Origin of the sequence: Paenibacillus sp. FSL H7-0714 (assembly GCF_038003765.1) — a bacterium.
Lineage (GTDB): Bacteria > Bacillota > Bacilli > Paenibacillales > Paenibacillaceae > Paenibacillus_AQ.
Map to the genome: position 1 here is coordinate 1,167,245 of NZ_JBBOPT010000001.1, position 23,548 is coordinate 1,190,792.

General features: G+C 40.6%; 19 protein-coding genes. 15 read left to right on the forward strand and 4 right to left on the reverse strand.

What is annotated here, in order from left to right:
- Positions 1-40: 40 nt before the first annotated feature.
- The gene (locus NST34_RS05115) at positions 41-1,018 is read right to left on the reverse strand and encodes a tRNA dihydrouridine synthase (RefSeq protein ID WP_042185302.1); all 978 of its coding nucleotides are present in this window, start codon (positions 1,016-1,018) and stop codon (positions 41-43) included.
- 222 nt (positions 1,019-1,240) lie between these two features.
- Here NST34_RS05115 and NST34_RS05120 point away from each other — a divergent pair, with 222 nt between their 5' ends.
- The 5 genes from NST34_RS05120 (at position 1,241) to NST34_RS05140 (ending at position 8,259) form a co-directional block, all read left to right on the forward strand.
- Entirely contained in the window at positions 1,241-2,827 is a 1,587-nt protein-coding gene (locus NST34_RS05120; RefSeq protein ID WP_076283942.1) for a PucR family transcriptional regulator, read from the forward strand.
- Between the two features lie 123 nt (positions 2,828-2,950).
- Entirely contained in the window at positions 2,951-4,219 is a 1,269-nt protein-coding gene (locus NST34_RS05125; protein WP_076283943.1) for a cytosine permease, read from the forward strand.
- On the forward strand, positions 4,216-5,319 hold the full coding sequence (locus NST34_RS05130) for a DUF917 domain-containing protein (RefSeq protein WP_339800909.1): 1,104 nt from the start codon (positions 4,216-4,218) through the stop codon (positions 5,317-5,319). The genes NST34_RS05125 and NST34_RS05130 overlap by 4 nt, the downstream gene beginning before the upstream one ends.
- Complete coding sequence (locus tag NST34_RS05135) at positions 5,312-6,862, forward strand: hydantoinase/oxoprolinase family protein (protein WP_340974362.1); 1,551 nt, start codon at positions 5,312-5,314, stop codon at positions 6,860-6,862. Before NST34_RS05130 ends, NST34_RS05135 begins: the two co-directional genes overlap by 8 nt.
- A 188-nt stretch (positions 6,863-7,050) precedes the next feature.
- Positions 7,051-8,259 (forward strand): MFS transporter, encoded by a 1,209-nt coding sequence (locus NST34_RS05140; RefSeq protein ID WP_076283946.1) that lies wholly within the window; start codon positions 7,051-7,053, stop codon positions 8,257-8,259.
- 123 nt (positions 8,260-8,382) lie between these two features.
- Here NST34_RS05140 and NST34_RS05145 read toward each other — a convergent pair whose 3' ends face one another.
- Positions 8,383-8,874, reverse strand: a complete 492-nt coding sequence (locus NST34_RS05145) for a hypothetical protein (RefSeq protein WP_341127302.1) — start codon at positions 8,872-8,874, stop codon at positions 8,383-8,385.
- Between the two features lie 461 nt (positions 8,875-9,335).
- On the opposite strand from NST34_RS05145, the gene deoC reads away from it, so the two are divergent.
- Complete coding sequence (gene deoC / locus NST34_RS05150; protein ID WP_076283948.1) at positions 9,336-10,001, forward strand: deoxyribose-phosphate aldolase; 666 nt, start codon at positions 9,336-9,338, stop codon at positions 9,999-10,001.
- A gap of 55 nt (positions 10,002-10,056) precedes the next feature.
- Positions 10,057-10,833 (forward strand): DeoR/GlpR family DNA-binding transcription regulator, encoded by a 777-nt coding sequence (locus NST34_RS05155; RefSeq protein WP_042185310.1) that lies wholly within the window; start codon positions 10,057-10,059, stop codon positions 10,831-10,833.
- Between the two features lie 113 nt (positions 10,834-10,946).
- Here NST34_RS05155 and NST34_RS05160 read toward each other — a convergent pair whose 3' ends face one another.
- A complete protein-coding gene (locus NST34_RS05160) occupies positions 10,947-11,789 on the reverse strand; it encodes an AraC family transcriptional regulator (RefSeq protein WP_076283949.1) in 843 nt (280 codons plus the stop codon).
- Positions 11,790-12,026: 237 nt separating this feature from the next.
- Between NST34_RS05160 and NST34_RS05165 the strand changes: the two genes are divergently transcribed.
- The 6 genes from NST34_RS05165 to NST34_RS05190 all read left to right on the forward strand — a co-directional run bounded on the left by NST34_RS05165 (position 12,027) and on the right by NST34_RS05190 (position 19,095).
- Positions 12,027-13,394, forward strand: coding sequence for a carbohydrate ABC transporter substrate-binding protein (locus tag NST34_RS05165; RefSeq protein ID WP_076283950.1), 1,368 nt, complete (start codon positions 12,027-12,029; stop codon positions 13,392-13,394).
- 95 nt (positions 13,395-13,489) lie between these two features.
- A complete protein-coding gene (locus tag NST34_RS05170) occupies positions 13,490-14,383 on the forward strand; it encodes a carbohydrate ABC transporter permease (RefSeq protein WP_076283951.1) in 894 nt (297 codons plus the stop codon).
- Between the two features lie 12 nt (positions 14,384-14,395).
- Positions 14,396-15,289, forward strand: a complete 894-nt coding sequence (locus NST34_RS05175; RefSeq protein WP_042124581.1) for a carbohydrate ABC transporter permease — start codon at positions 14,396-14,398, stop codon at positions 15,287-15,289.
- Positions 15,290-15,298: 9 nt separating this feature from the next.
- A complete protein-coding gene (locus NST34_RS05180; protein WP_170880250.1) occupies positions 15,299-15,466 on the forward strand; it encodes a DUF6903 family protein in 168 nt (55 codons plus the stop codon).
- 17 nt (positions 15,467-15,483) lie between these two features.
- Complete coding sequence (gene gnpA / locus NST34_RS05185; RefSeq protein WP_076117996.1) at positions 15,484-17,652, forward strand: 1,3-beta-galactosyl-N-acetylhexosamine phosphorylase; 2,169 nt, start codon at positions 15,484-15,486, stop codon at positions 17,650-17,652.
- Positions 17,653-17,895: 243 nt separating this feature from the next.
- Complete coding sequence (locus NST34_RS05190; protein WP_341127303.1) at positions 17,896-19,095, forward strand: CynX/NimT family MFS transporter; 1,200 nt, start codon at positions 17,896-17,898, stop codon at positions 19,093-19,095.
- A gap of 62 nt (positions 19,096-19,157) precedes the next feature.
- Here NST34_RS05190 and NST34_RS05195 read toward each other — a convergent pair whose 3' ends face one another.
- The gene (locus NST34_RS05195) at positions 19,158-20,831 is read right to left on the reverse strand and encodes a PucR family transcriptional regulator (RefSeq protein WP_341127304.1); all 1,674 of its coding nucleotides are present in this window, start codon (positions 20,829-20,831) and stop codon (positions 19,158-19,160) included.
- Positions 20,832-21,116: 285 nt separating this feature from the next.
- Between NST34_RS05195 and NST34_RS05200 the strand changes: the two genes are divergently transcribed.
- Positions 21,117-21,983 (forward strand): DUF2877 domain-containing protein, encoded by an 867-nt coding sequence (locus NST34_RS05200; protein WP_076283955.1) that lies wholly within the window; start codon positions 21,117-21,119, stop codon positions 21,981-21,983.
- A 15-nt stretch (positions 21,984-21,998) separates the two neighbouring features.
- A complete protein-coding gene (fdrA, locus tag NST34_RS05205; RefSeq protein WP_076283956.1) occupies positions 21,999-23,546 on the forward strand; it encodes an acyl-CoA synthetase FdrA in 1,548 nt (515 codons plus the stop codon).
- The last annotated feature ends 2 nt before the right edge of the window (positions 23,547-23,548 follow it).

Below are 23,548 nucleotides of genomic sequence, written 5' to 3' on the forward strand. Positions count from 1 at the left end.
TACTGTCTAATTAACGGGGCAATTCACAGGTGAATATGCCTCATTCTAATTCTTGTTCTAAAACAGTTTTTACTAAACGACGTACTTCATCTGTTGATCTTGTATCCATTAATTGGTTTCTTAATTCGCTTGCGCCTCTAAATCCACGAACATAGATTTTGAAAAAGCGAAGAAGTGGTTTAAATGAACGTGGCTCGAGTTCATTTGAATATTTATCGTGAAGATCCAACTGTAATAGAAGTAAATTGAGAAAATCCTTTGGACTATGTTCTTTAGGTTCTTTTTCAAAAGCAAATGGATTGGTGAAGATGCCGCGGCCAATCATGACACCATCAACGCCGTATTGCTCAACTAACTTTAATCCTGTTGCGCGGTCCGGGATATCTCCATTTATAGTTAATAACGTATTTGGAGCAATTTCATCGCGTAATTTTTTTATTTCAGGGATTAACTCCCAGTGTGCATCTACTTTACTCATTTCTTCTTTTGTACGAAGGTGAATGGAAAGATTCGCAATATCTTGCTTCAATATATGTGTTAACCAATCCCGCCACTCATCAATCTCAGAGTAACCCAATCTTGTTTTAACACTAACCGGCAATCCACCGGCTTTTGTTGCTTGAATAATTTCTGCTGCAACCTCAGGATGTAGTATTAATCCAGCACCTTTTCCATTGGACGCGACGTTTTGTGCGGGGCATCCCATGTTTAAATCGATACCGCGAAAACCAAGTTTTTTCATATCAATACTCATCTGTTCAAAAAATACAGGTTTATCACCCCAAATATGAGCGACAATTGGTTGCTCATCTTCTGTGAACGTTAATCGACCACGTACACTGTCTTTTCCTACAGGGTGACAATAGCTTTCTGTATTAGTGAATTCTGTGAAAAACACGTCGGGTTTGGCAGCTTCACTAATGACGTGACGAAATACAACATCTGTGACATCTTCCATTGGTGCTAATATAAAAAACGGCTTCGGTAAATCAAGCCAAAAGTTTTGTTCGTTACTCATATTATCTCCTCTTGTTGCGATATATAAAAACATATAAGTTATAGCAAAGACCTTTTACCCAACATACATATTATCATTTTTTTTCGTTTATTGCACAGAAGAAAGGAGAATACATACAGCGAAATCAATATACATAGCTTATAGCTTGAAGTGCTAAAATAAGATGTATAAAGCTTTATTAATGGCAACATGAGATAACAATACAGTAGAAGTGGTGAAGATATGGGGATAACTGTAAAAGATATGCTGCAACTTCCTTCCTTTCGAGGAGCAAAGGTGCTAACTGGAAATAATAATCTACACCGCACCATTTCTTCTTTATCCGTACTAGAGGTTTCAAATGCGGATTATTCTTCTCGAATTGTCCATTCCATTCAAGAAGAGTGGTATGCGGAAGAGATAGTGATCAGCTCTTTTTACTCCATTAAGGACAGTGTAGAGAAACAGTGTGAAACGATTGAGTACTTGCACGAGCTTGGAGAAGTAGGATTGATCTTATACTATGTAGGAATTATCATTCCTGAAGTAGCTGACGAGGTACTGCAATTAGCAGAGTCCAAAAATTTCATCATCATTTGTATGCCGGAAAATGATTTTTCACTTCGTTACAACGAAGTGATTTATGAAGTGATGGAAGCGATTGTTCTGAACAATCAGACGATCAATGATAATTTTGTAAATGAAGCGTTAGAGAAAGTATCCCTTTTGCCAGAACACTCACGGAGCGTCGAAATTACGCTGAAAATATTGTCTGATCGGCTGAAAGCGAACGTCATCCTGACGAACACCCAGTTAGATATCGTAAATCAAGTAATGTGGCCCCGTAATTCATCGTTAAACGTGGGGTATATTATTGAGACCTTCGCCCCCTATTTGATGAATATGACGAAAGGACAAACAGAGCCTGTTTCAAATTGCTATGTGGAATACAAGAGTATTCATCAAAAAAACGGAGAAGCGCTGCATTTATTTTTGATTAAAGAGAACTCAAAATTACCTGCGAAGACCATCGATAAAATCAGCGAGGTTGTACAAGTAGCGATCAATTTGTGGGGGGATAAGCATAACGAGGTTAGCGAATATGCCTTGGTAAAAGCAATTATTAATGATGAAAGCGAAAAAATGCGAAGACTGGCTCATTTTCTCCACATTGATGTCTCTTCCATTCAGATGATGTGGTTAGTATATATTCACGATTTATCGCAAGAGAAACAAATTCGTGAAGAGCTGGAAGAGCATTTGTTCAAATATTATAAAACGGCGGTCATTCAAACTATCGATCATTGTATAATAGCCCTTATGGGAAATTGCTCTTACAAGTACAATGAGTATGAAATTGCAGGGGAGTATATTGACACGACGAATTCAGCCCCGCTTATTTCCGAAATGGTCTATGCTCCCCGAATGAGAAATACACAAGATGTACGACGCATGTATCGGCTGGTGAACAGTGTGGGACGGAAAGTCCATCTGATGTATGAGCATCGTAAATTGTACACAGCAGCCGAGATGCGTTCTATGAAACAAGCTATTGAGTTAAGTGAACAGGGAGAAGAAATACTTGAAGAATGGATGTCTGTGATTGACCCCATTCTAGGTGATCCAGAGTCGATAAAAACACTCATAACCTTCTTGTTAGATGCAAAGGGGAATTTTGATAACTGTGGGAAAATGCTGTTTGTTCATAAAAATACAGTAAAATATCGTATTAGAAAGATCAGTGAATTAATTGGCTATGATGTAACCGTCAACTCCGAATCTTACGATGTGTATATCGCTTGCATGATTTATCGACTCACACATAGCTAGTATAATCCGTAGTTTTTGTCGAATAAGACAAAAATCACGGATTTTTTTTTATTTTAGAAAAAGACGTAATCTCATGGTTCCTTCTATAATAAGAAAAATTACTTTTCGAGGAGGAGAACTAACATGAGAAAGGACGGAGCACCTCAGTCTTGGTTCACTCTGGGGATGGTATGGGCCGGAGCGGTGATCAGTATACCTGGCCTCCTGGTTGGGAATACGTTGATATCTGGTATGAGCTTACCTATGACATTATTGATCGCTTTTTTAGGGTACGCCATTATCGTTGTCCTTATGATACTTCAGGGGATTCAGAGTACGGATCTTGGGAAAACAACCGTTCAAGTCGCAGCCCAAGTCTTTGGCAAAAAAGGCTCGCGAACGATTTTATCCATTATTCTCGCTATTGCTTGCCTCGGTTGGTTCGGGATTCAGGCTAATGTATGCGGGGCGGCACTGGCGAACCTGCTGGCGGAGTATGGAGTGATAGTCCCAGTTCCCCTTGCTTCTTTAATTAGCGGTTTGGTTATGGTGATCTCAGCAATGTACGGAATGAAAGTGCTGAGAGTACTTAGTTATATTGCAGTACCTTTATTAATCGTGATTTGCATATATGGTTTAGTTCAAGTGTTCACTATGGATTCCGTGCAGAACATTTGGAGCTACCAGCCTGAGAAGCATATGAATTTCATGGATGGCTTAGCTGTAACAATAGGCTCATTTGCCTTAGGGGCTGTCATTGCAGGCGACTACTCTCAGTTCTCAAGAAAACGTTCTGACGTATTAAAAGCAGCGTTAATCGGAATTGTTCCTTCTGGCGTACTGATGATTAGTGTGGGTGCTATTTTATCGATTGCTTACCAGACTAGCGATATTGCGGCCGTCTTTATAAATATTACAACGCCTTTTATTGGGGGTACTGTTTTGATTCTGGCTGCTTGGAAAACGAATATGGTCAACGCAATCTCGGGTGGATTTGCGCTTACCAATGTATTGCATATTTCCAAAGAAAAAGAGAAATGGGCAGTAGGGATTGCTGGACTCATCGGGACTGTACTCGCCGTGATCGGTATCTTGAATTACTTCACGCCAGTGATGTCGATCTTGTCAGCTATGGTTCCGCCGGTAGCAGGGGTTATGATTGCATCCTATTGGATCATGAATAAAGGCGATAAGAACCGTTGGAAGGAAACAGAGGGCGTTAATCGTCTAGGGGTATTTTCTTGGCTGGTCGGATCCATTATTGCTTGTATGCCCGTTGTGCTGTCCTTTTTCCCAAGCTTACCTCAATTATCAAATCAGCCATTACTCGGTATCGTCATTTCATTTGTCTTATATATTGTCTGCTACCGATTTACTGCCTCAAAAACTGTCATATTGGAGGGAAATAAATGAGATATTTAGATAAACAATCGATTGAACATATTGCCGTAGGCGCTGCATTTTTAGGCACAGGTGGAGGAGGAGATCCTTACATCGGTAAACTCATGGCTCTTTCGGCTATTGAAAAGTACGGACCTGTAAGACTTTACTCTGTGGATGAAATCGAGGATGAAGACTTTTTCATTCCTTCCGCCATGATGGGTGCGCCTTCTGTATTAGTGGAGAAATTTCCGAAAGGCGATGAGTTTGTTAAGGTATTTCAGATGCTGGCCAAATATTTGGGCCGAGAAAAAATTACAGGCACATTTCCGATGGAAGCAGGTGGAGTCAATTCGATGATTCCGATCGTCGTTGCAGCACAGCTGAATTTACCGCTTATTGATTGCGATGGGATGGGGAGGGCATTTCCTGAATTGCAGATGGTGACGTTTAACCTGGATGGCATTTCGGCTGCGCCGCTCGCAATTTCGGATGAAAAAGGGAACATTGGTATTTTTGAGACGATCGATAATAAATGGACCGAACGGTTAGCCCGTACAGCTACTGTGGAGATGGGAGCTAGTGCTTTGGTAAGTCTGTATCCAACGACTGGGGCTCAAATCAAGAACAGCGGTGTCCATAACATCGTGACGCTATCTGAGCAGATTGGAGAGATCATTTCTTCAAACAACAGAGATGCAAAAGACAAGCTTGAAGAGCTTCTAAACCTGACATCCGGTTACGAGCTGTTTCAAGGGAAAATAACAGATGTCATCCGGGAAACCAAAGGCGGCTTCAATTTTGGGGAAATGAACCTAGAGGGCATTGAAGGAAATAAAGAGGAGCAGATGAAGGTATATTTTCAAAATGAGAATCTGCTTGCCAAGAAAAATGGCCAGGTTGTAGCCATGACCCCGGATTTAATATGCTTAGTCGATTATGAAACTTTATTGCCTGTTACAACAGAGAGCTTGAAATATGGAAAACGCGTACGCGTCATTGGCTTACCGGCACATCCTAAATGGAGAACGGAAAAAGGAATCGAAACGGTAGGACCGAGATACTTTGGGTATGATTACGATTATGCTCCTATTGAAGAATTGGTGAGTAAGGCGGTGGCTAAACATGTTTAGAATTGGAATAGATGTAGGTGGCACGAATACCGATGCTATTATTTTGGACGAGCAAAGCCGATTAATTCATAGCGTTAAATCCCCAACGACACTGGATATAAAAACGGGGATTGAGACGTCACTGCGTAATGTATTGAAGGAAGCGAGCATTGATAAAACGAAAATCACACATGCAATGCTTGGGACAACGCAGTGTACTAATGCCATTGTGGAACGGAAGAAATTAGCCAAAGTTGGTGTGATTCGGTTAGGATTCCCTGCTACCGCTTCTGTTCTGCCATATACGGCTTGGCCTAAAGACATGGTGGAAAAACTATCAGGAAACTATGCATTAGTTCATGGTGGGTATGAATATGATGGTAAGTTGCTCAGTGAGCTTGATGAGGAGGAGATTAAAGAGCTTCTAGTAGAATGGCGAAATAAAGTAGAATCTATTGCGATCATTGGTGTGTTCTCATCCATCAAAAATGACCAGGAGTTCAAGGTTCGAGACTTAATCTGGGAAGCATACGGGACAAATTATCCGGTTTCTTGCTCCTCCTTGATCGGGTCTGTTGGCCTGATTGAACGTGAGAATGCAACCATACTGAATGCGGCTTTATGCAAAGTCATCGAGACCACTAGCACAGGTTTTGAAAATGCGTTAGAAGCAGAAGGGATTCAAGGCGCTGAGGTGTACTTATGCCAAAATGACGGTACACTTATGTCGATTGAATATGCTAAGCAATTTCCGATCCTTACGATTGCCTGTGGACCAACAAATAGCATCCGGGGAGCTTCTTATTTAGCGAACATTAAAAATACGATGGTACTCGATGTTGGTGGCACCACATCGGATATCGGTGTCTTACAGGATGGATTTCCAAGAGAGTCTTCTGTAGCAGTGGAAGTAGGAGATATTCGCACGAACTTTAGAATGCCAGACATTATCTCTGTAGGACTTGGCGGCGGAAGTATTGTTCGCGTAGACAATGGCAAGATTACAGTTGGGCCGGATAGCGTGGGCTATAAGATCACAGAAGAAGCACTCGTATTTGGTGGAAGCACCTTGACTACGACGGATATTGCGGTTCGCCTTGGGTTAGCTGACGTGGGAGATAAAAGTTTAGTAAGTCACATCGATGAGCAATTTTCCAAACAAGTCCTATCCGTAATTTCTTCGATCATAGCCAAGGCGATTGATAAGATGAAAACTTCTTCCGAAGATGTACAGATTGTACTCGTAGGCGGGGGCAGTGTTATTATTCCAGATGGAATTCCCGGAGTAGCCAGCATTATTAAAGTAGAGAACGGTGGAGTTGCCAATGCCATCGGTGCATCGATTTCTCAAATTAGCGGACAGTATGAACAAATTTATATTTATTCGCGAGAGCCGCGAGAGCAGTCGTTAAGGGATGCTGAGGAAAAAGCGGTGAAACAAGCGGTATTGGCAGGAGCCGATCCTACTACGATTAAATTGGTTGAGGTTGAAGAGACGCCACTTGCCTATCATCCGGAAAATGCAACCAGATTAAGAGTTAAGGTTGTAGGTAAAATGAGTTAGAGACCTTTTGAACAGCTCTTTGAAGCAAAATAATTCCATGATGTAAAACTAGAAGCTTCTCATGAGTTCTTTGAACTTGTGTGAAGCTTCTTTTTTTATGAAAAATAGGATTGCTCAATATAGTCTAAATGAGTATTATGAGTAGGTATGTTCTTATAAAAATAGAGATAAATAGGATGGAGAGCACCATGACAACATCACGACAGAACGCATTGATTTTCTCGTTTACTTTTATGGCGTTTATTCTGGGTACGACGGAGTATATTATCGTTGGTTTACTCTCGGAAATATCCTCGAGCCTCGGAGTAACGTTAGCGACAGCCGGGGGCTTGGTATCTGGTTTCGCGATCGCTTATGCCATTGGCACACCCATTATGATGTCTTTGTTCAGCCGTATCCCGAAACGGATTACGATTCTTGTATCGCTTGTATTGATTCTGCTGCTGAATTTGTGGAGTGCTATAACTGGAACCTACAGTATGCTGCTAGTGACTAGAATAGTTACTGCCGTACTATGTGGTTTTGTTCTTTCTGTAGCCATTACGGTAGCGAATGAAGCGGTGGACCCGGAGAAAAGAGGCAAAGCGATCGCTACAATTTTGAGCGGTTTCGCTGTTGCGAATGTATTTGGTGTACCGATCGGCACTTTTGTAGGGCAGTATTTCAACTGGCCTGCAGCATTTGTACTAAATGGGGTATTAGCCGGAATTGCCATAGCGCTAAATTATGCCTATATTCCACGCAAACTACCGAAGCCTGTACCTAGCTCACTTAAGGATCAGATCGAACTGCTCACGAATGGACGCATTATTCTTGCGTTTCTCATTCCAGTTACGGCAGTGGGAGCGGTGTTTGTGATGTACACGTACATTACACCATTGCTGGAGCAAGTGATGAATATTCCTAAGAGCTCGGTTAGTGGCGTACTGTTTGTATACGGGATTGCCACGATTGTCAGCAACTGGATTGGAGGCAAGGTTGCAACCGGAAATGCGGTAAGTAAGCTTAGATTCGTATTTCTTATCCAAGCTGTGGTCTATATCGTCTTTAGTTTGACCGCATCGATCTCGATTCTAGGAATGATCGTACTAATGATGCTAGCCGTAATGTCGAGTATTGTTAGCGCACCAGCCCAGCTCTATTTGATAGATTTGGCCAAGCAGTATTCACCAAGATCGAAGGACCTTGCTGCATCGTTGAATCCAGTAGCGTCTAACCTGGGAATCGCAGGAGGATCCGCAATTGGTGGAGTGGTTGCCCAGCATGGAGGATTAATCTCCCTACCTATAGCTGCTTCCATTCTGGCGATATCAGCATGTGTGATTGCTTTGATATGCTATAAGTTGGATCAGCAAACTCAAGAAGGGGTTATTGCTCAGCATCATAACTTAACCTGAAGAGAAGTTATAGAGGTCGTCGGAAATCATCCGGCGGCCTTTTCGTATATCAACAAGTAATCTAGTAAAACAATACAAAAAAATGCGTCGGAAGGAAAAATCCCATAGACGGATCGTGAGTTATTATATGCAAATCCAACCAAGGCCGGGGATTTCTTTCCAAGTGCAGTTACCAGGGCCGCTGCCAGAACCACTACCAGAACCACTACCAGGTCCCCCGCCAGATCCACTACCAGGAGTAGCTGGCATTGTGGGAAACGGCCCTTCAGCCATGGATATCATTTTTACGTCAATGACAGCACTTTTGCCATCTGCAAATAGCACACTAATTGAATCAGCATTAACTGTATTGACATAGGCTACAACCTTTTGACCACTACTTAAGGTGAAAATGCCCCATTTTCCGAGGAAAGGTTGAATATCAGTGATGGTTAGATATGCAAATACTGGGCCACCACTAGAATGCGTCTGCATTCCTGGTAGTTGGGTGCCGCTTCCAGGATATATGGGCATGGGTCCGCCTGATTGCATGCCACCTGGAGTCATTGGTTGGAATGGGGGGAAACTACGACCTGGGCACACATAGTACGGATTTCTGAAGTGAAAATATCCCACTTATTAACCTCCTTAGATACCTCTAATTAACAGATACCTAAAGTCTATGCTCCTGCCTATGTATTGGTGTATGACACGAATAAGGGCTTCAACTTTACTTTAATTGACTATATTCATAATTGTGTTATAATTCAAACATATGTTATTAATGTAACAATATATATTGGTAATGTAACAAATGAAATATCCTGGAGTTATTAGAAGGAGGAGTGTGATTCAGAACAGTAGTTGTTCCTGTGAGTTATTGGGGAAAAACCTGATTTGTAGCGGAAACTGAGGAATTGCAACTTAAACCGATACATATTAGGAGCACTTATTAGTTGCAGTTGCACGCACCCAGAGCTCGGTTCTTCACCTTCAATGGCTATGGAAAAACTAGTTACATGTAGTGCAATAATAATTGTTAGAATATTAACATTTTAAATGTTTTATAATTAATTATTAAGGGAGAAGTGAACAGAATGGATGTTAAAGATATATTAGGAAAAGTAGATCATACCCTCCTTGATGTTACTGCTACATGGGATGATATAAAGAATTTATGTGACGATGCGATGAAATACCAGACGGCCAGTGTTTGTATCCCAAGTGCTTATGTTAGAGAAGCTGCAAATTATGTTGAAGGCAAAATAGCAATATGTACAGTTATCGGATTTCCGAATGGTTATAGTACACAAGCTGTTAAAGTATTTGAAGCAACGGACGCAATTACAAATGGAGCATCGGAAATTGATATGGTGATCAATGTGGGCTTCTTAAAAAGTGGACGTTATGAGGAAGTTTGCGACGAAATACGTGCCATTAAAAATGCATGTGGAAGTAGAGTATTAAAGGTTATTGTTGAAACCTGTTTGCTCACCCAAGAGGAAAAAGTGAAAGTATGTGAGCTTGTTACAAAAGCTGGTGCTGATTATATCAAAACATCCACTGGATTTTCAAAAGCTGGAGCAACTAAAGAGGATGTCAGCCTGTTTGCACAGAACATAGGTCAGAATGTGAAGATTAAAGCAGCTGGAGGCATTCGCTCTTTGGATGATGCTAAAGCATTTATCGATTTGGGTGCAGACCGTTTAGGAACTAGTGCCATAGTTAAAATTGTAAAAGGGCAGGAAGTATTGGGGTATTAGATATGGTATAATTCTGATAATTATACTTTATTATTAGTAGTTAGGATGAACCGGTATGGATAAGCAAGAGAGAGTAAATACAATTGTATCAATCCTAAAAAATAAAAGTGGCGCATCCATCAAAGAACTTTCACATCAACTTGATGTCACAGAAATGACTGTTCGCCGAGATATTAAATATCTAAAAGAAAATAAAATCGTTCAAGTTGTTTCAGGTGCGGTTATTTATAATGGTTCTGACCCTAATGAGAATAAACAAGATGAATATGATTTGACAACTCAAAAAAATAATCGAGCATCAGAAAAATATAATATAGGTAAGTTAGCAGCTTCACTAATCGAGCCTAACGATATTATTTTTATTGATATTGGTACAACAACCGCTCAAATCATCGAACATATTCCGTCAAATCATTCTGTGGAAATTGTTTGCTGTACTATGAACGCATTAATTGAGATTCATAAAAAAGGATTTAAGGATTTTATTCTTATTGGTGGTCATTACCGTCCAGAACTTCAAATGTTTGAAAGCAGAGAAGGGTTGGATTTAATAAGTAGAACACGAACAACAAAAGCATTTATTTCTGCTGCTGGAGTTAATGCTAAATTAGGCATTACTTGCACGAACAGTTGTGAAGTGGACACAAAGAATGCGGCAATTAATTGTGCCCTTGAGAAAATTTTAGTGATTGATTCCTCTAAGTTTGATATGGTTAAATCCACTTACTTTGCTTCGTTAAATGATTTTGATGCGATTGTAACCGATAGAGGTTTATCAGAAGAGTGGATTGAGAAAATCAAACAATTAAATATTTCTCTTTATCTAGCTTAGAAATACAGCGCGTGCCGATACTCAATCGGTGCGCGCTGTTCCATGAGGGATATAAATTTTTTGTTTGGATTTTCAGGATTTTTTCGCGGAATTATTAAACAATTCTACGCCCGTCATTGAACTCGTCTCTTGGTCTGAAGTCGGTAATCGCGTGGAGTTAGATTACAGCTTCGGCGGAAGCTTTGTGAGAAATAGCTTTGGGAAGAAAAACCAGTAGATTCCGCAATTTGAGAGATGGAGAGATCCGTGGTTTCTAGTAACTCCTTACTGGCACGAAGCCTGACATCAATTAAATAATTGATGGGTGACATCCCATAATATTTTGCAAAGGTATGCACCAGATAATACTTGCTGAAATGTGCTTTTTCTGCCAGATAGTCAAGTGAAATCTCCTCTGAATAGTTAGAGTCAATATAACGTTTGATCCTGCTACATACCTTGTTAGCCTTTTGAGTAGCCACGACGGAAAATGGATGGCCAGAGTTTCTCATTAATATAGTGACTACAACCTCTAGTAAGTTTTGACAAATGGCCTCATAGTTTGCATCTTTATTTTCCGTTTCCCGAAGCATGGCGTTGAAATAGAAGAATAACTCATCCCTCTGATTACGATAATTGATGATCTCATGATTACGGCTAGCACTTCGATCGCCAAAGTCAAAGCTCATCCCCTCAACCGCAAGCACGACATATTCAAGTGGATCACTACTAACCGATAGCTCGGTATGCTCCACATTCGGGTTCACAATAACTAGATCGTCTTGCTTCACTGGATAGATTTCATCCTCTACAATGAAGTTTCCCCGCCCGCTTCGGACATAAAAAAGCTCGGAAAAATTATGAGAATGACGCATGCTGTACCAATCACCTTCATAAATAGAGGAACTGACATAGATTAACTTGGCGGGAATTTCTCCACGTCCTTTACCAGGTAGCGAATAACGTACATTTCCCAAATAAGGTCAGTCCTTTGCGTTGATATAAGCTTACTTTACCACAATTACTAGACTGCATAACAATAAATTGAAATAGTCAATAATTTATAAAAAAATTCTAATAAAGCAAGATATATAAAATGAACGGCAACATGTTTGTTGAAAGAAACTCGAACGATCGGATAAGATGAATGAGTAAGAAAGCTCCTATGTATGCGGTTTACAGCATCAATAAAAAGATAAATATGGAGGGTTATTATGAGAAAAGTTCTTAGCCTTGCACTTACAGCTGCACTGTCTCTAAGTCTTGCGGCCTGTGGTGGTAATACTGAAAGTAATTCTAGTTCCACATCTACAGATGCCACCAACACATCGAAGAACTCTAATTCGACTGCCGAAACTCGTACTCTTAAGCTAGCCGCTTTAGAAACCGCTTACGGATCTGATGTATGGAAAGAGGTAATTTCTGGATTCGAAAAAGCTAACCCTGGTGTGAAAGTTGAATCAACGATCGACAAAAGCCTTGAAGATGTTATCGGACCTGGTATGAAATCAGGAGATTTTCCTGACGTCATCCATCTTGCCGTAGGTCAGCCTAAAGGTTTGACAGAAACCTTCATTAAGGACAATAACCTCACTGATCTTACAGACGTACTTTCAATGACTGTTCCCGGTGAGAGTGCTACCGTAAAGGACAAGCTTATTCCTGGGTTTACGGATACAACTATTACGAACCCTTATGGTGATGGGAAAACCTTCCTAATGCCAATGTTCTATAGCCCAACGGGTCTGTTCTACAATGCTGACTTACTTGAGAAGAAAGGCTGGGCGGTCCCTACGACTTGGGATGAAATGTGGGCATTAGGAGACAAAGCTAAGGCTGATGGAATTGCATTGTTCTCCTATCCAACGACCGGTTATTTCGATTCATTCTTCTATGCTTTGCTTAACGAAGTTGGGGGTCCTGATTTCTTCACCAAAGCGACGCATTACACAGAAGGAATATGGCAAACACCAGAAGCAACACAAGCATTTGATATTATTAATAAGTTAGCTTCCTATACTGAAAAAACAGTTCCGGCGAATGGAAATAAAGACAACTTCACTAAGAATCAACAGCTTATTCTTGATAACAAAGCTATCTTCATGCCAAACGGTACATGGGTTGTTGGTGAAATGGGTCAAGCACCTCGTGCTGAAGGATTTAAATGGGGATTCACTGCTCTACCAGCTGTAAAAGCTGGTGGTGATAGATACTCCTACACCTTCTTTGAACAAATCTGGGTTCCTGCGAAAGCTAAAAATGCAGATCTTGCAAAACAATTTATTGCTTATCTTTATTCAGATGAAGCAGCAGGCATTTTTGCTAAAGTAGGTGCAGTCCAACCTATTAACGGTATGGCAGGCAAATTGGAAGGTGACAATAAACTCTTCTATAGCATCTATGATGGTGGTGCAAAGGCAGCTATGGGGGCATTTGCTACAACAGATCCGGTTGAAGGGGTAAGTATTTCGGATACCGTATTTGGTACCGTGGATTCCCTTGTGACTAAGGCTAAGACACAAGCACAGTGGGTTGAAGCGATTACGAAAGCAAGCGATCAGTTACGTGGAGCGTTGAAATAATTAAAGGCAATGCTGGATACCAATTCAATCTGTGAACAATGGTGGCATGCGCGAAGCTGCCACCATTATTTTTACCTTAAGAAGGAGATGGACCAATGGAAATCAAGAAAGGACAAGGGCGTTTTATTTTCTTCTGTATTGCTCCCGCCATAATCCTATTCGTTGTTTTTCTAATTATACCTACAATCAATGTATTCCGTATGTCCACGTACAAATGGGGTGGATACACAGATGACAAAACCTTTGTAGGGCTGCAAAATTTCGAGAAGCTTTTTCAAAGTGATAAATTTTATCAAGCGTTTCAGAACAGTCTTCTACTTATCATTTTAGTTACGATCATTACGTTTGCTTTTGCTCTAGTGTTCGCGTCCATGCTTTCACGAGAAAATCTAAAAGGACAAAATGTATTACGAGTTATCTTCTACATCCCGAACATTCTATCTGTTGTTGTTATCAGTGCAATATTCTCTGCAATTTATGATCCAAATAGCGGACTGCTAAATGCATTCTTAAATTTATTCCGCGAAGCAACATCAGACCCAACACTTTGGTTGGGTGATCAGAAAATCGTTATTTTCTCACTCGCAGGCGCTATGATCTGGCAGGCTATCGGTTATTACATGGTTATGTATATGGCAAGTATGGCAAATATCCCTGAAAGCTTATATGAATCCGCTGACCTTGAAGGTGCAAGTAGGATACATCAATTCTTCACTATTACGATCCCTTTAATCTGGACAAATATCCGTACAACCCTTACCTTTTTCGTCATCAGCACAATCAATATGAGCTTCCTATTTGTTGTGGCGATGACCGGAGGCGGGCCTGACGGTTCTACTGAGGTATTCTTGAGCTATATGTACAAAGAGGCGTATACCAACTCTTCGTATGGTTACGGTATGGCAATCGGTGTAATTGTGTTCCTGTTCTCATTCGCACTAGCTGCTATCCTAAACGCAGTCACTAGACGTGAACATTTGGAATATTAAGGAGGGGACAACTTGAATAATAATAAACTCACACATCATGGAGCCGGCGATAAGTTGTATAAGGTCCTCATCTATGTTGTGCTGATCCTACTAGCAATTATCATCATCGTCCCTGTAGCTTGGGCGTTTATGGCCTCCATCAAACAGAATGTAGAGTTTTATGCTAATCCTTGGGCTCTTCCAAAAGGAATTTATCTACAAAACTTCGCGGATGCTTGGCAGAAAGCTAAGATGGGCAGTTACATGTTCAACTCCGTAATCGTAACTGTGATTGCGATCGCGCTTCTGCTGGTCATTGCCTTACCTGCTGCATATGTGCTTGCACGTTATAAATTCAAGGGAAGCGTCATCTTAAATTTGATGTTTATGGCAGGATTATTTATCAATGTGAATTATATTGTTGTTCCGATCTTCCTTATGCTCAATAACGGTGACAAGGTCGCTCGCAATTTATTTGGACAGCCGATACTCCTGAATAATTTATTCATTCTGGCACTTGTCTATGCTGCAATGGCGCTTCCGTTCACGATTTATCTATTGGGGGGCTACTTTAAATCATTACCTAGGGAATTTGAAGAAGCTGCTTCTGTAGATGGTGCAAGCTATTTCCGAACGATGGTGCAGGTTATTATGCCAATGGCTAAACCTAGCATTGTAACGGTTATCTTGTTTAATTTCCTCTCCTTCTGGAACGAATATATCATTTCGATGACTTTACTGACGAAGCCAGGACTTCGAACATTACCAGTTGGTTTAATGAATCTCATGGCTGCTCAGAAATCAGCTGTCGAATATGGACAAATGTATGCAGGTCTAGTAATAGTCATGCTGCCAACCCTTATTCTTTATATGTTAGTACAAAAGAAGCTTACCCAAGGCATGACCATGGGCGGGTTGAAAGGTTAAGGTGATACCATGAGTAATCCGTTACGCAATTTGTTGATGCTGATTGTCTTCATCTTCGCGCTAGTACTCGTTATTATTGGGCAAAAAAATATTGGTGCACCCGGGCTCGGAATTATGCTACTGGGGCTGGCACTTCTAATAGGTCTTCTCTGGTTCTATAATCGGAAATTTAAGTAAAGGGAGAGTTATGAAAGATGAACAAAGGACGGGTCACGATACCCACAGATCTGGATGTTATTCCTGAAACGATAGAAGTTATGAAGCGCTGGGGCGCGGATGCAGTACGTGATTGCGATGGTACTGACTTTCCCGCAGAATTACGGGATATCGATGCTAAGGTGTATTCTACTTACTATACCACTCGTAAAGAAAATGGATGGGCAAAAGCAAATTCGGATGAAATACAGCAGATGTATCTTATGACGCCTTTTTATACAGCTGAAGGCTCTAGTCTAATTATCCCTTTAATGAAGGGACTTTATCCAGATATGCTGAAAGTGAATACTCGTGACGATATCAAGCGCTGGTGGGAAGTTATCGATCGTACAACAGGAGATGTGCTATCGACTGAGCAATGGAGCTATAACGAAGAAACGGGCAGTGTTATTATTCAAGCAAGTCCCTTCCACGATTACACGGTTAGTTTTCTAGCCTATATTATGTGGGATCCCGTTCATATGTACAATGCGGTCACGAATGGTTGGGAAAATGTTGAGCCTCAGATCACCTTTGATGTTCGCCAACCGAAGTCGCGTGAGTTCACAATGCAACGACTACGTCAATTTATTGATGAACATCCATATGTCAATGTCATTCGATTTACGACTTTCTTCCACCAATTCACACTCGTCTTCGATGAGCTTGCACGTGAGAAATATGTGGATTGGTATGGTTATTCAGCATCGGTTAGTCCTTATATTCTTGAACAATTTGAACAAGAGATGGGCTATCCGTTTAGAGCCGAATATATCATTGATCAGGGCTACTATAATAATAACTATCGCATTCCGACCAAGGAGTTCCAAGACTTTCAGGCATTTCAGCGGCGTGAGGTCGCCGTGCTTGCTAAGGAATTAGTCGATATTACTCACGAATATGGAAAGACAGCCATGATGTTTCTTGGTGATCACTGGATTGGTACCGAGCCATTTATGGAAGAGTTCTCATCGATTGGGGTAGATGCTGTTGTCGGTAGTGTAGGCAATGGTTCCACCCTTCGGCTGATTAGCGATATACCTGGTGTGAATTATACAGAGGGACGTTTCCTACCGTATTTCTTCCCGGATACGTTCTATGAGGGTGGAGATCCTGTACGTGAAGCCAAAGTAAACTGGGTCACAGCAAGACGAGCGATCCTTCGTAAGCCGATTGACCGAATTGGTTATGGTGGATATTTGAAGCTGGCACTGGATTTTCCGGATTTCATGAGCTACATCGAGAGTGTGTGTGATGAATTCCGTACTTTGTATGATAATGTACACGGAACAACACCGTACAGTGTCAAAACCGTTGCAGTACTCAACTGCTGGGGTAAAATGCGTGCATGGGGTAATCATATGGTTCATCATGCCCTTTATCAAAAACAAAATTATAGCTATGCAGGGATCATAGAGACGTTATCTGGTGCACCCTTTGATGTCAAATTCATTAGCTTTGATGATATTAAGAATGACCCCTCTATCCTTAAAGGAATCGATGTCATTTTGAATGTAGGGGATGGCGATACGGCCTACACAGGTGGGGATTGGTGGCTGGATACAGATATTGTAACAGCAGTGAAGCAATTTGTTCATGAGGGCGGAGGATTCATTGGAGTGGGCGAACCCGCAGCTCATCAAGCGAACGGAAGGTACTTCCAGCTTGCAAGCATCCTCGGTGTAGAGCAAGAAAAAGGATTCACTCTCGGTTATGATAAATATAACTGGGAAGAGCAGGATCATTTTATTACTGAAGACTTCGGAGTAGATGATAAAGGAAAGAAGATTATCGATTTCGGTGAAGGAAAGAAGAATATATTCGCTCTCGAAGGCACCACTGTCCTTCGTCAGGTTGATAAAGAAGTTCAACTTGCAGTGAATGAATTCGGTAGTGGACGATCTGTCTACATCAGTGGATTGCCTTATAGTTTTGAGAACAGTCGCTTACTTTACCGTGCAATTCTCTGGAGCACTCACAGCGACCACGAGCTAAATCGCTGGTTCAGTGAAAACTATAATGTTGAGGTTCATGCCTATGTTAAAAATGGTAAATACTGCGTCGTGAACAACACTTATGAGCCACAGGAAACTGTCGTTTATCGTGGTGATGGCTCTAGCTTCTCACTCAAGCTGGAAGCGAATGAGATCAAGTGGTACGAAATCTAAACATAAAATCAGCACAAAGAAGCTGTACCAAAGTCATGAAAATGGCTACTTGGTACAGCTTTGTCTTTTAATTAGGATTAACGTGTTCGCTTAGGTGAACGCTTCCGCTTTTATCTCTTTGTATGCGAAACGGGTACGCCTCCTTGCTACTTTATACTTTTAAACTACTTTCTTATATGTTATAACTAATGCTACATTCTGAAGATCATTTGGCATTTGATTAGTTGAGGGGAGATTTAGTTTTTGCATTCACCACAGACACAAGACAACAAGAATTCGTTATATATCATTTTACTCATTTCGGGGATTGTTCTGATAGCCTTTAATTTACGCCCTGCGATTACATCGGTAGGTCCATTAGTAGGCGTTATTCAAGAAGATGTGGGGCTTGCACACTGGAGTGCAGGTTTATTAATGAGTATACCTTTGATATCCTTCGCTGTTATGTCGTCTCTCGTTCCTAGAATCGCTGCTCGTTTATCCAACGAGAAGACGCTATTGTTAGGTTTGGTTATTCTTTTGGTCGGAATTTGCATTCGTTCCATTTCAATGACACTCTTTATTTTCTTTGGTACGCTATTGATTGGAGTAGGGATAGCCATCGGAAATGTTCTATTGCCGGTAGTTGTGAAGGAGAAATTCCCACAAAAGTTCGGTCTAATGACAAGTATCTATTCCACTTCAATGGGATTGTTCGCATCGTTAGCATCAGGTATTAGTATTCCTCTAGCCCATGGTCTGAAGCTTGGGTGGGACGGAGCCTTAATCGTATGGGGAATTCCGACAATCATAGCGATCGTGGTATGGATCCTTCTAATTAGATTAAATCCAGCCAAAGATAATGCAGTGAAAAGTGTAAGGATCAGTGCTAAGCAAATCTGGCGTTCACCACTCGCTTGGAAAATAGCGCTATTCATGGGATTTCAGTCTTCATTATTTTATATAACGATGTCTTGGTTACCTGAAATCTTATATAACTATGGCATAAGTAGGGGTACAGCAGGCTGGTTATTATCCTTCACACAAATTGTTGGCGTACCTGTTAGTTTTCTTGTTCCGATTCTTGCAGGACGACTACGCTCTCAAGTATGGATTGCATTCGCATTAGGCATGTGCTCCATTGTTGGTTATGGTGGCCTAAGCATGGGCTCATCTTACCCCATAATGATCCTAAGTATTATCTTGATTGGTATCGCTTTGGGAGGGAATTTCCCATTGGCGCTAAGTTATATCGGAATTCGTGCCCGAAACGGAAATCAAGCTGCAGAATTATCTGGAATGGCTCAATCCACGGGATATATGCTTGCAGCCATAGGACCTATATTGATCGGTTATTTATACGATATGACCCAAGTGTGGACGATTCCACTGATCACACTGATCGTTATCTCTGGAGTAGTTACAACGTTTGGAATGTTGTCTGGCCGAGATAAGTATGTATAAAAAGACTCCCCATGTAGTAGACAGGTGTAATAATGAACCCTGCTGCTGTATGGGGAGTTTTTTTAAATCGTTTTATTTAAAATACTAAATATCTTTAGCGCTATTTGAATTCGTAGTAATTCTTCTGAATGCTTTAAGTCCAGATTTAGGATTTCCTTTATTTTCTCAATGCGATAGATAAGTGTGTTTCTGTGTAAAAACATAGCCTTTGAAGTTTCGGTGACATTCAGATTGTTAATAAAGTAATTTTCTAAAGTTAACATGTAGCTTGTACCATGTAATTGATCATGATCATAGATTTTACCTAGACACTTCCGAAAAAATTCTTCTAAGGCAACGACTTTGATATTAGCTTCCAACAGATGGTAAACCGAATAATCTTCGAAATGTGAGACCTTGTTTTGAAGGTTTTTTTGTTGCATCAATTTAATCATTTCGTTCGCCTCAGAAAAGCTATTATGCAGCGAGCTGATTGTACTGTATTGCTGACCAATGCCTATTAGGAGTGTTTCCTTCGTTCTTTCAATAAGTACCTCAAGCAGTTCATTTGCATATAACTTGGCATCACTAATCGCAACAGGAGGTCTTTCTTCATTTTGCCCTACTAGAATGATGACTCTATTATTTCTATAAAAGCACTTTATTTCTCCAATCGCTTTATGCGACAAGTCATAAATGATGTCCACACATTTTTTTGCAATAGACTCCATTTTGTACTTTCCGATAATCATATCTTCAAACTTGTCTGCTTCATTCATTTCAATATTTATCACCATACTGTAATACATATAGCCCGGATTTAATCCATGTAAATAACATAAGGTTTGCAGCGCTTCATGGGATGATATTTTCCCCGAAAGTAAATCATCAATGGAGTCCTGCTTAATTCTTATTTCAAGTTCGCTAATTTCCTTTGCTTTGATCAGCTCGAGTGCCATGATGGTGGAGGCTTGCTGCAAAATAATGTAATCAAATTCTGATAGCTCTTGCACTGTCTGCCAAATCACAATATAGCCATAAATATAGTTAGAAGCAGCGACAGGAATCACTCGACATTTTATTTCTGCACCTTCTGAATGATAGGTCCTCTTAATAGACTTTTTCATTTCATTTAGATTGGTAGGAATAGTATCGATGAACGCTTTATTAAAAACAGGCTGTCGATTTGAAAAATCAAGATAATACTCAAGAGGACTGTTGTTCTTCGCATGTTCAGTGTGATGCAATAATCGCCAATCCTTGTCTACGACAATAATAGGATTACTAATCGTTTCGGATAACATGGAAGTTATTTTGGCAATACCACCGCCTTCGAGGGTGATTTTGAAGAACAAGTTATGTATATCTAAAGTCTTTCTATTGAGCAAATCATATCTTCCGGAAACCTTCTCATTAATGATCGAGATCATGTTAGAGAGTGTGTATTCAAAGGGCAGTTCTAAAAGGGGCAACCCATACTTATTGGCTTCATCAATCATGTTCTGAGGAAGCTTGTCAAAGTACCGTTTCATTTTTACAACCAATCCTGAACAGTTCAGCTCCGCAAGTTCCTTAATAATTCGATTTTGTAGTTCTGCATTATTTTTAAAGATGTAGCCTGTTGATAAGAGTAGTTCGTTAGGTGAAAGCCAGTCAAAGGCGTCAGGATTCTCAATAATGTTAACGATGGATATGGATTTATCAATGCCTTGTTCTCCAGCAACAATTTTTATTCCCTCTATAGCCTTGATCTTCATTAAGTCTTTAACGGTTAGCAATTTTTGGCACGCTCCTCAGACACACTTTTAACACATTCGCTTGTATAACATGCACAAATAGGATGCACTCTTTTTGGTTCGCTTAAACGATGACGATCCCTACCAGTATATTATATATTAAGTGCGTAAGGTAGTTACGCTCGTCGTTGCCTTTGTACGATGTAACCAAATCGTATTATTCAATGCATTCATCCATCTGTTGAAGTGAAAAGGAGGTCAATCACCTTTTTGAAAATATAAGGAATTAAAACAGAGGTGACTCTAGTGAGATTTGCGAAATCCGGTGATGGAGAATTTATTCAACGAATCATTCATCATAAGTTTCATGGTTTTGTTCATAGCACGTTTAATCGCACAATCAATATTCAATGTTTGGATCGTGGAGATTTGTATACTATTGCGTGTAAGGGAATTGATAATGCTCCAAATACACTTATTATTGACTTAGAACACTTTGAAGAAGCAGATATCAGGGTGAATGACATTGTAAGTTCAGATCATTCCGTTTTATCAATTGCTAATAAGATGTCTATCACAATGAATGGTGTTAAGAAATGGAATTGTAAACTGCCTAAATATCCTTCAGAAGCTGATGTCTTAATAATGAATGTATCCACCATGAAGCAATATATCAAACTTCACGGAAATAACAGCAAAATTGAAAGGGCTTTCAAGAGCAGCAATCCTTTTGACGATGAAATGTCTAGAATGCTTCATGAACGGACGCAGTTACTTGTATCGGAATTGCAAAACAAGCGAATCTCTACTGCAATCACACATGCAACTTCGCTCATAGGCCTTGGACCAGGCTTAACGCCAGCCGGTGATGATTTCTTGGTGGGATTGTTTACCGTCATGGGCATCGAGAATCATCAATACTTTTTACACCAATCGTTTTGTGAAGAAGTCGTCTTACATGCGAAGGCTTTAACCAATGATATCAGCTATATGGCATTAGCTAAAGCAGCAGTTGGCCAGGTAAGAGAGTCTATAAGTGACTTAATGGAAGCTTTATTTAGAGGTAGCGAAGAGGAATTGCTATTGGCTTTAGATAGGGTACTGGCTATAGGGTCCACTTCGGGTACTGATATAGCTCTAGGAATTGTTGCAGGGCTGGAAATGAACAAGTAAATGGGAGGTACAAGTATGACTGTTCAAGTTTTAGTAAAACCAAACACTTATATCGATTCCGTATCTTTGATGTCACTCTCAACAAAAGCGAATCAGATCGAAATCGTAGAACAAGCCATTATTGCAATGGGTACTGAAATGAATAAAGAGGTCATTAGAAATGTGGGCTTGATGACACCTGAAGTAGAAAGTGCCAAAACAAGTGACTTAGTGATTATTGTGAAGGCTGCCTCTGAAGAACTATGTGAGGGTGCTTTCGAAAGCATCAATGATTTGTTAACGAAAAAGAAAGATTCCTCTAAAGGAAAGAGTGAGGTTAAATACTCAACAATTACCTCAGCTGTAAACGGTACTCCTGAAGCTAACTTAGCGATTATTGCCGTAAATGGGAGCTACGCTCCTAGAGAAGCAAGAAAAGCTCTTGAAAATAATCTTCACGTCATGCTGTTTAGCGACAATGTAAGTATTGAAGATGAAATTGAATTAAAGACTTTAGCCCAAGAAAAAGGCTTGCTAATGATGGGGCCAGACTGTGGTACTGCGATTATTGGTAATGTCGCTTTGTGCTTTGCGAATGCCGTGAGAAAAGGCAATATCGGGATCGTTGGCGCATCAGGAACAGGTAGCCAAGAGGTAACGGTTCGTATTCATGAATTTGGCGGTGGAATCACACAGTTGATCGGTACAGGCGGTAGAGATCTAAGTGAAGAGGTTGGCGGCATTATGATGCTGGCCGGAATTAAAGCGTTAGAAGAGGACGATGCAACAAAGGTTATTGTTCTCGTATCTAAACCACCAGCACCAAGTGTAGAAGAGAAAGTACTAGCACAAATTAAACAATGTAAGAAACCAGTCGTGGTTTGGTTTGTGGGTGGGAATGAAGAAAAGGTTACCCAAGCTGGCGGTCATTTTGCAAAAATGTCAAAAGAAGCGGCACTTAAAGCGGTACTTTTAGCTGGAGCAGACGAATCGAAGCTTAACAAACGTGCGTTAAATCTTCCGCTTATTGAAGAAGTGCGTGCGAAGTTAAATCCTCAGCAAAAATATATCCGTGGACTATTTAGTGGCGGTACGCTCTGTGATGAAGCGATGCACATTGCTATGGAGAAATTCGATAATGTCTACAGTAACATTCAGAGAGATCCTGAATATCGCTTAAAAGATGTTAGAGTAAGCCAAGATCATACCTTTATTGACTTCGGAGACGACCAATTTACACAAGGTAAGCCACATCCAATGATAGATCCATCCACTCGGATTGAAAGATTTATTCAAGAAGCGAAAGATCCTTCTGTCGGTGTTATTGTGATGGACTTTGTTCTAGGCTTCGGAGCACACGAAGATCCTGTAGGCGCAATGCTTCCAGCGATTATCGAAGCGAAGCAAGCCGCTGAAGATGAAGGAAGACATCTAGAGATTATTGGATACATTCTTGGAACCGAGCTAGATAGTCAAAATATTGAAGGTCAAATAAATAAATTGTTAGCTTCTGGTGCTACACATGCTAGCAGCAGTCAGAACGCAGGTCTACTAGCAAGAGAATTCGTTGTGAAAGGAGAATAGTC

Bases quoted from the DNA above. Each gene is read 5' to 3' on its own strand.
- deoC (WP_076283948.1), top strand. From the start codon at position 9,336: ATGGATGTTAAAGATATATTAGGAAAAGTAGATCATACCCTCCTTGAT.
- NST34_RS05155 (WP_042185310.1), top strand. From the start codon at position 10,057: ATGGATAAGCAAGAGAGAGTAAATACAATTGTATCAATCCTAAAAAAT.
- NST34_RS05170 (WP_076283951.1), top strand. From the start codon at position 13,490: ATGGAAATCAAGAAAGGACAAGGGCGTTTTATTTTCTTCTGTATTGCT.
- NST34_RS05115 (WP_042185302.1), bottom strand. From the start codon at position 1,018: ATGAGTAACGAACAAAACTTTTGGCTTGATTTACCGAAGCCGTTTTTT.
- NST34_RS05180 (WP_170880250.1), top strand. From the start codon at position 15,299: ATGAGTAATCCGTTACGCAATTTGTTGATGCTGATTGTCTTCATCTTC.
- NST34_RS05135 (WP_340974362.1), top strand. From the start codon at position 5,312: ATGTTTAGAATTGGAATAGATGTAGGTGGCACGAATACCGATGCTATT.
- NST34_RS05130 (WP_339800909.1), top strand. From the start codon at position 4,216: ATGAGATATTTAGATAAACAATCGATTGAACATATTGCCGTAGGCGCT.
- gnpA (WP_076117996.1), top strand. From the start codon at position 15,484: ATGAACAAAGGACGGGTCACGATACCCACAGATCTGGATGTTATTCCT.
- NST34_RS05120 (WP_076283942.1), top strand. From the start codon at position 1,241: ATGGGGATAACTGTAAAAGATATGCTGCAACTTCCTTCCTTTCGAGGA.
- NST34_RS05195 (WP_341127304.1), bottom strand. From the start codon at position 20,831: ATGAAGATCAAGGCTATAGAGGGAATAAAAATTGTTGCTGGAGAACAA.
- fdrA (WP_076283956.1), top strand. From the start codon at position 21,999: ATGACTGTTCAAGTTTTAGTAAAACCAAACACTTATATCGATTCCGTA.
- NST34_RS05140 (WP_076283946.1), top strand. From the start codon at position 7,051: ATGACAACATCACGACAGAACGCATTGATTTTCTCGTTTACTTTTATG.
- NST34_RS05165 (WP_076283950.1), top strand. From the start codon at position 12,027: ATGAGAAAAGTTCTTAGCCTTGCACTTACAGCTGCACTGTCTCTAAGT.
- NST34_RS05125 (WP_076283943.1), top strand. From the start codon at position 2,951: ATGAGAAAGGACGGAGCACCTCAGTCTTGGTTCACTCTGGGGATGGTA.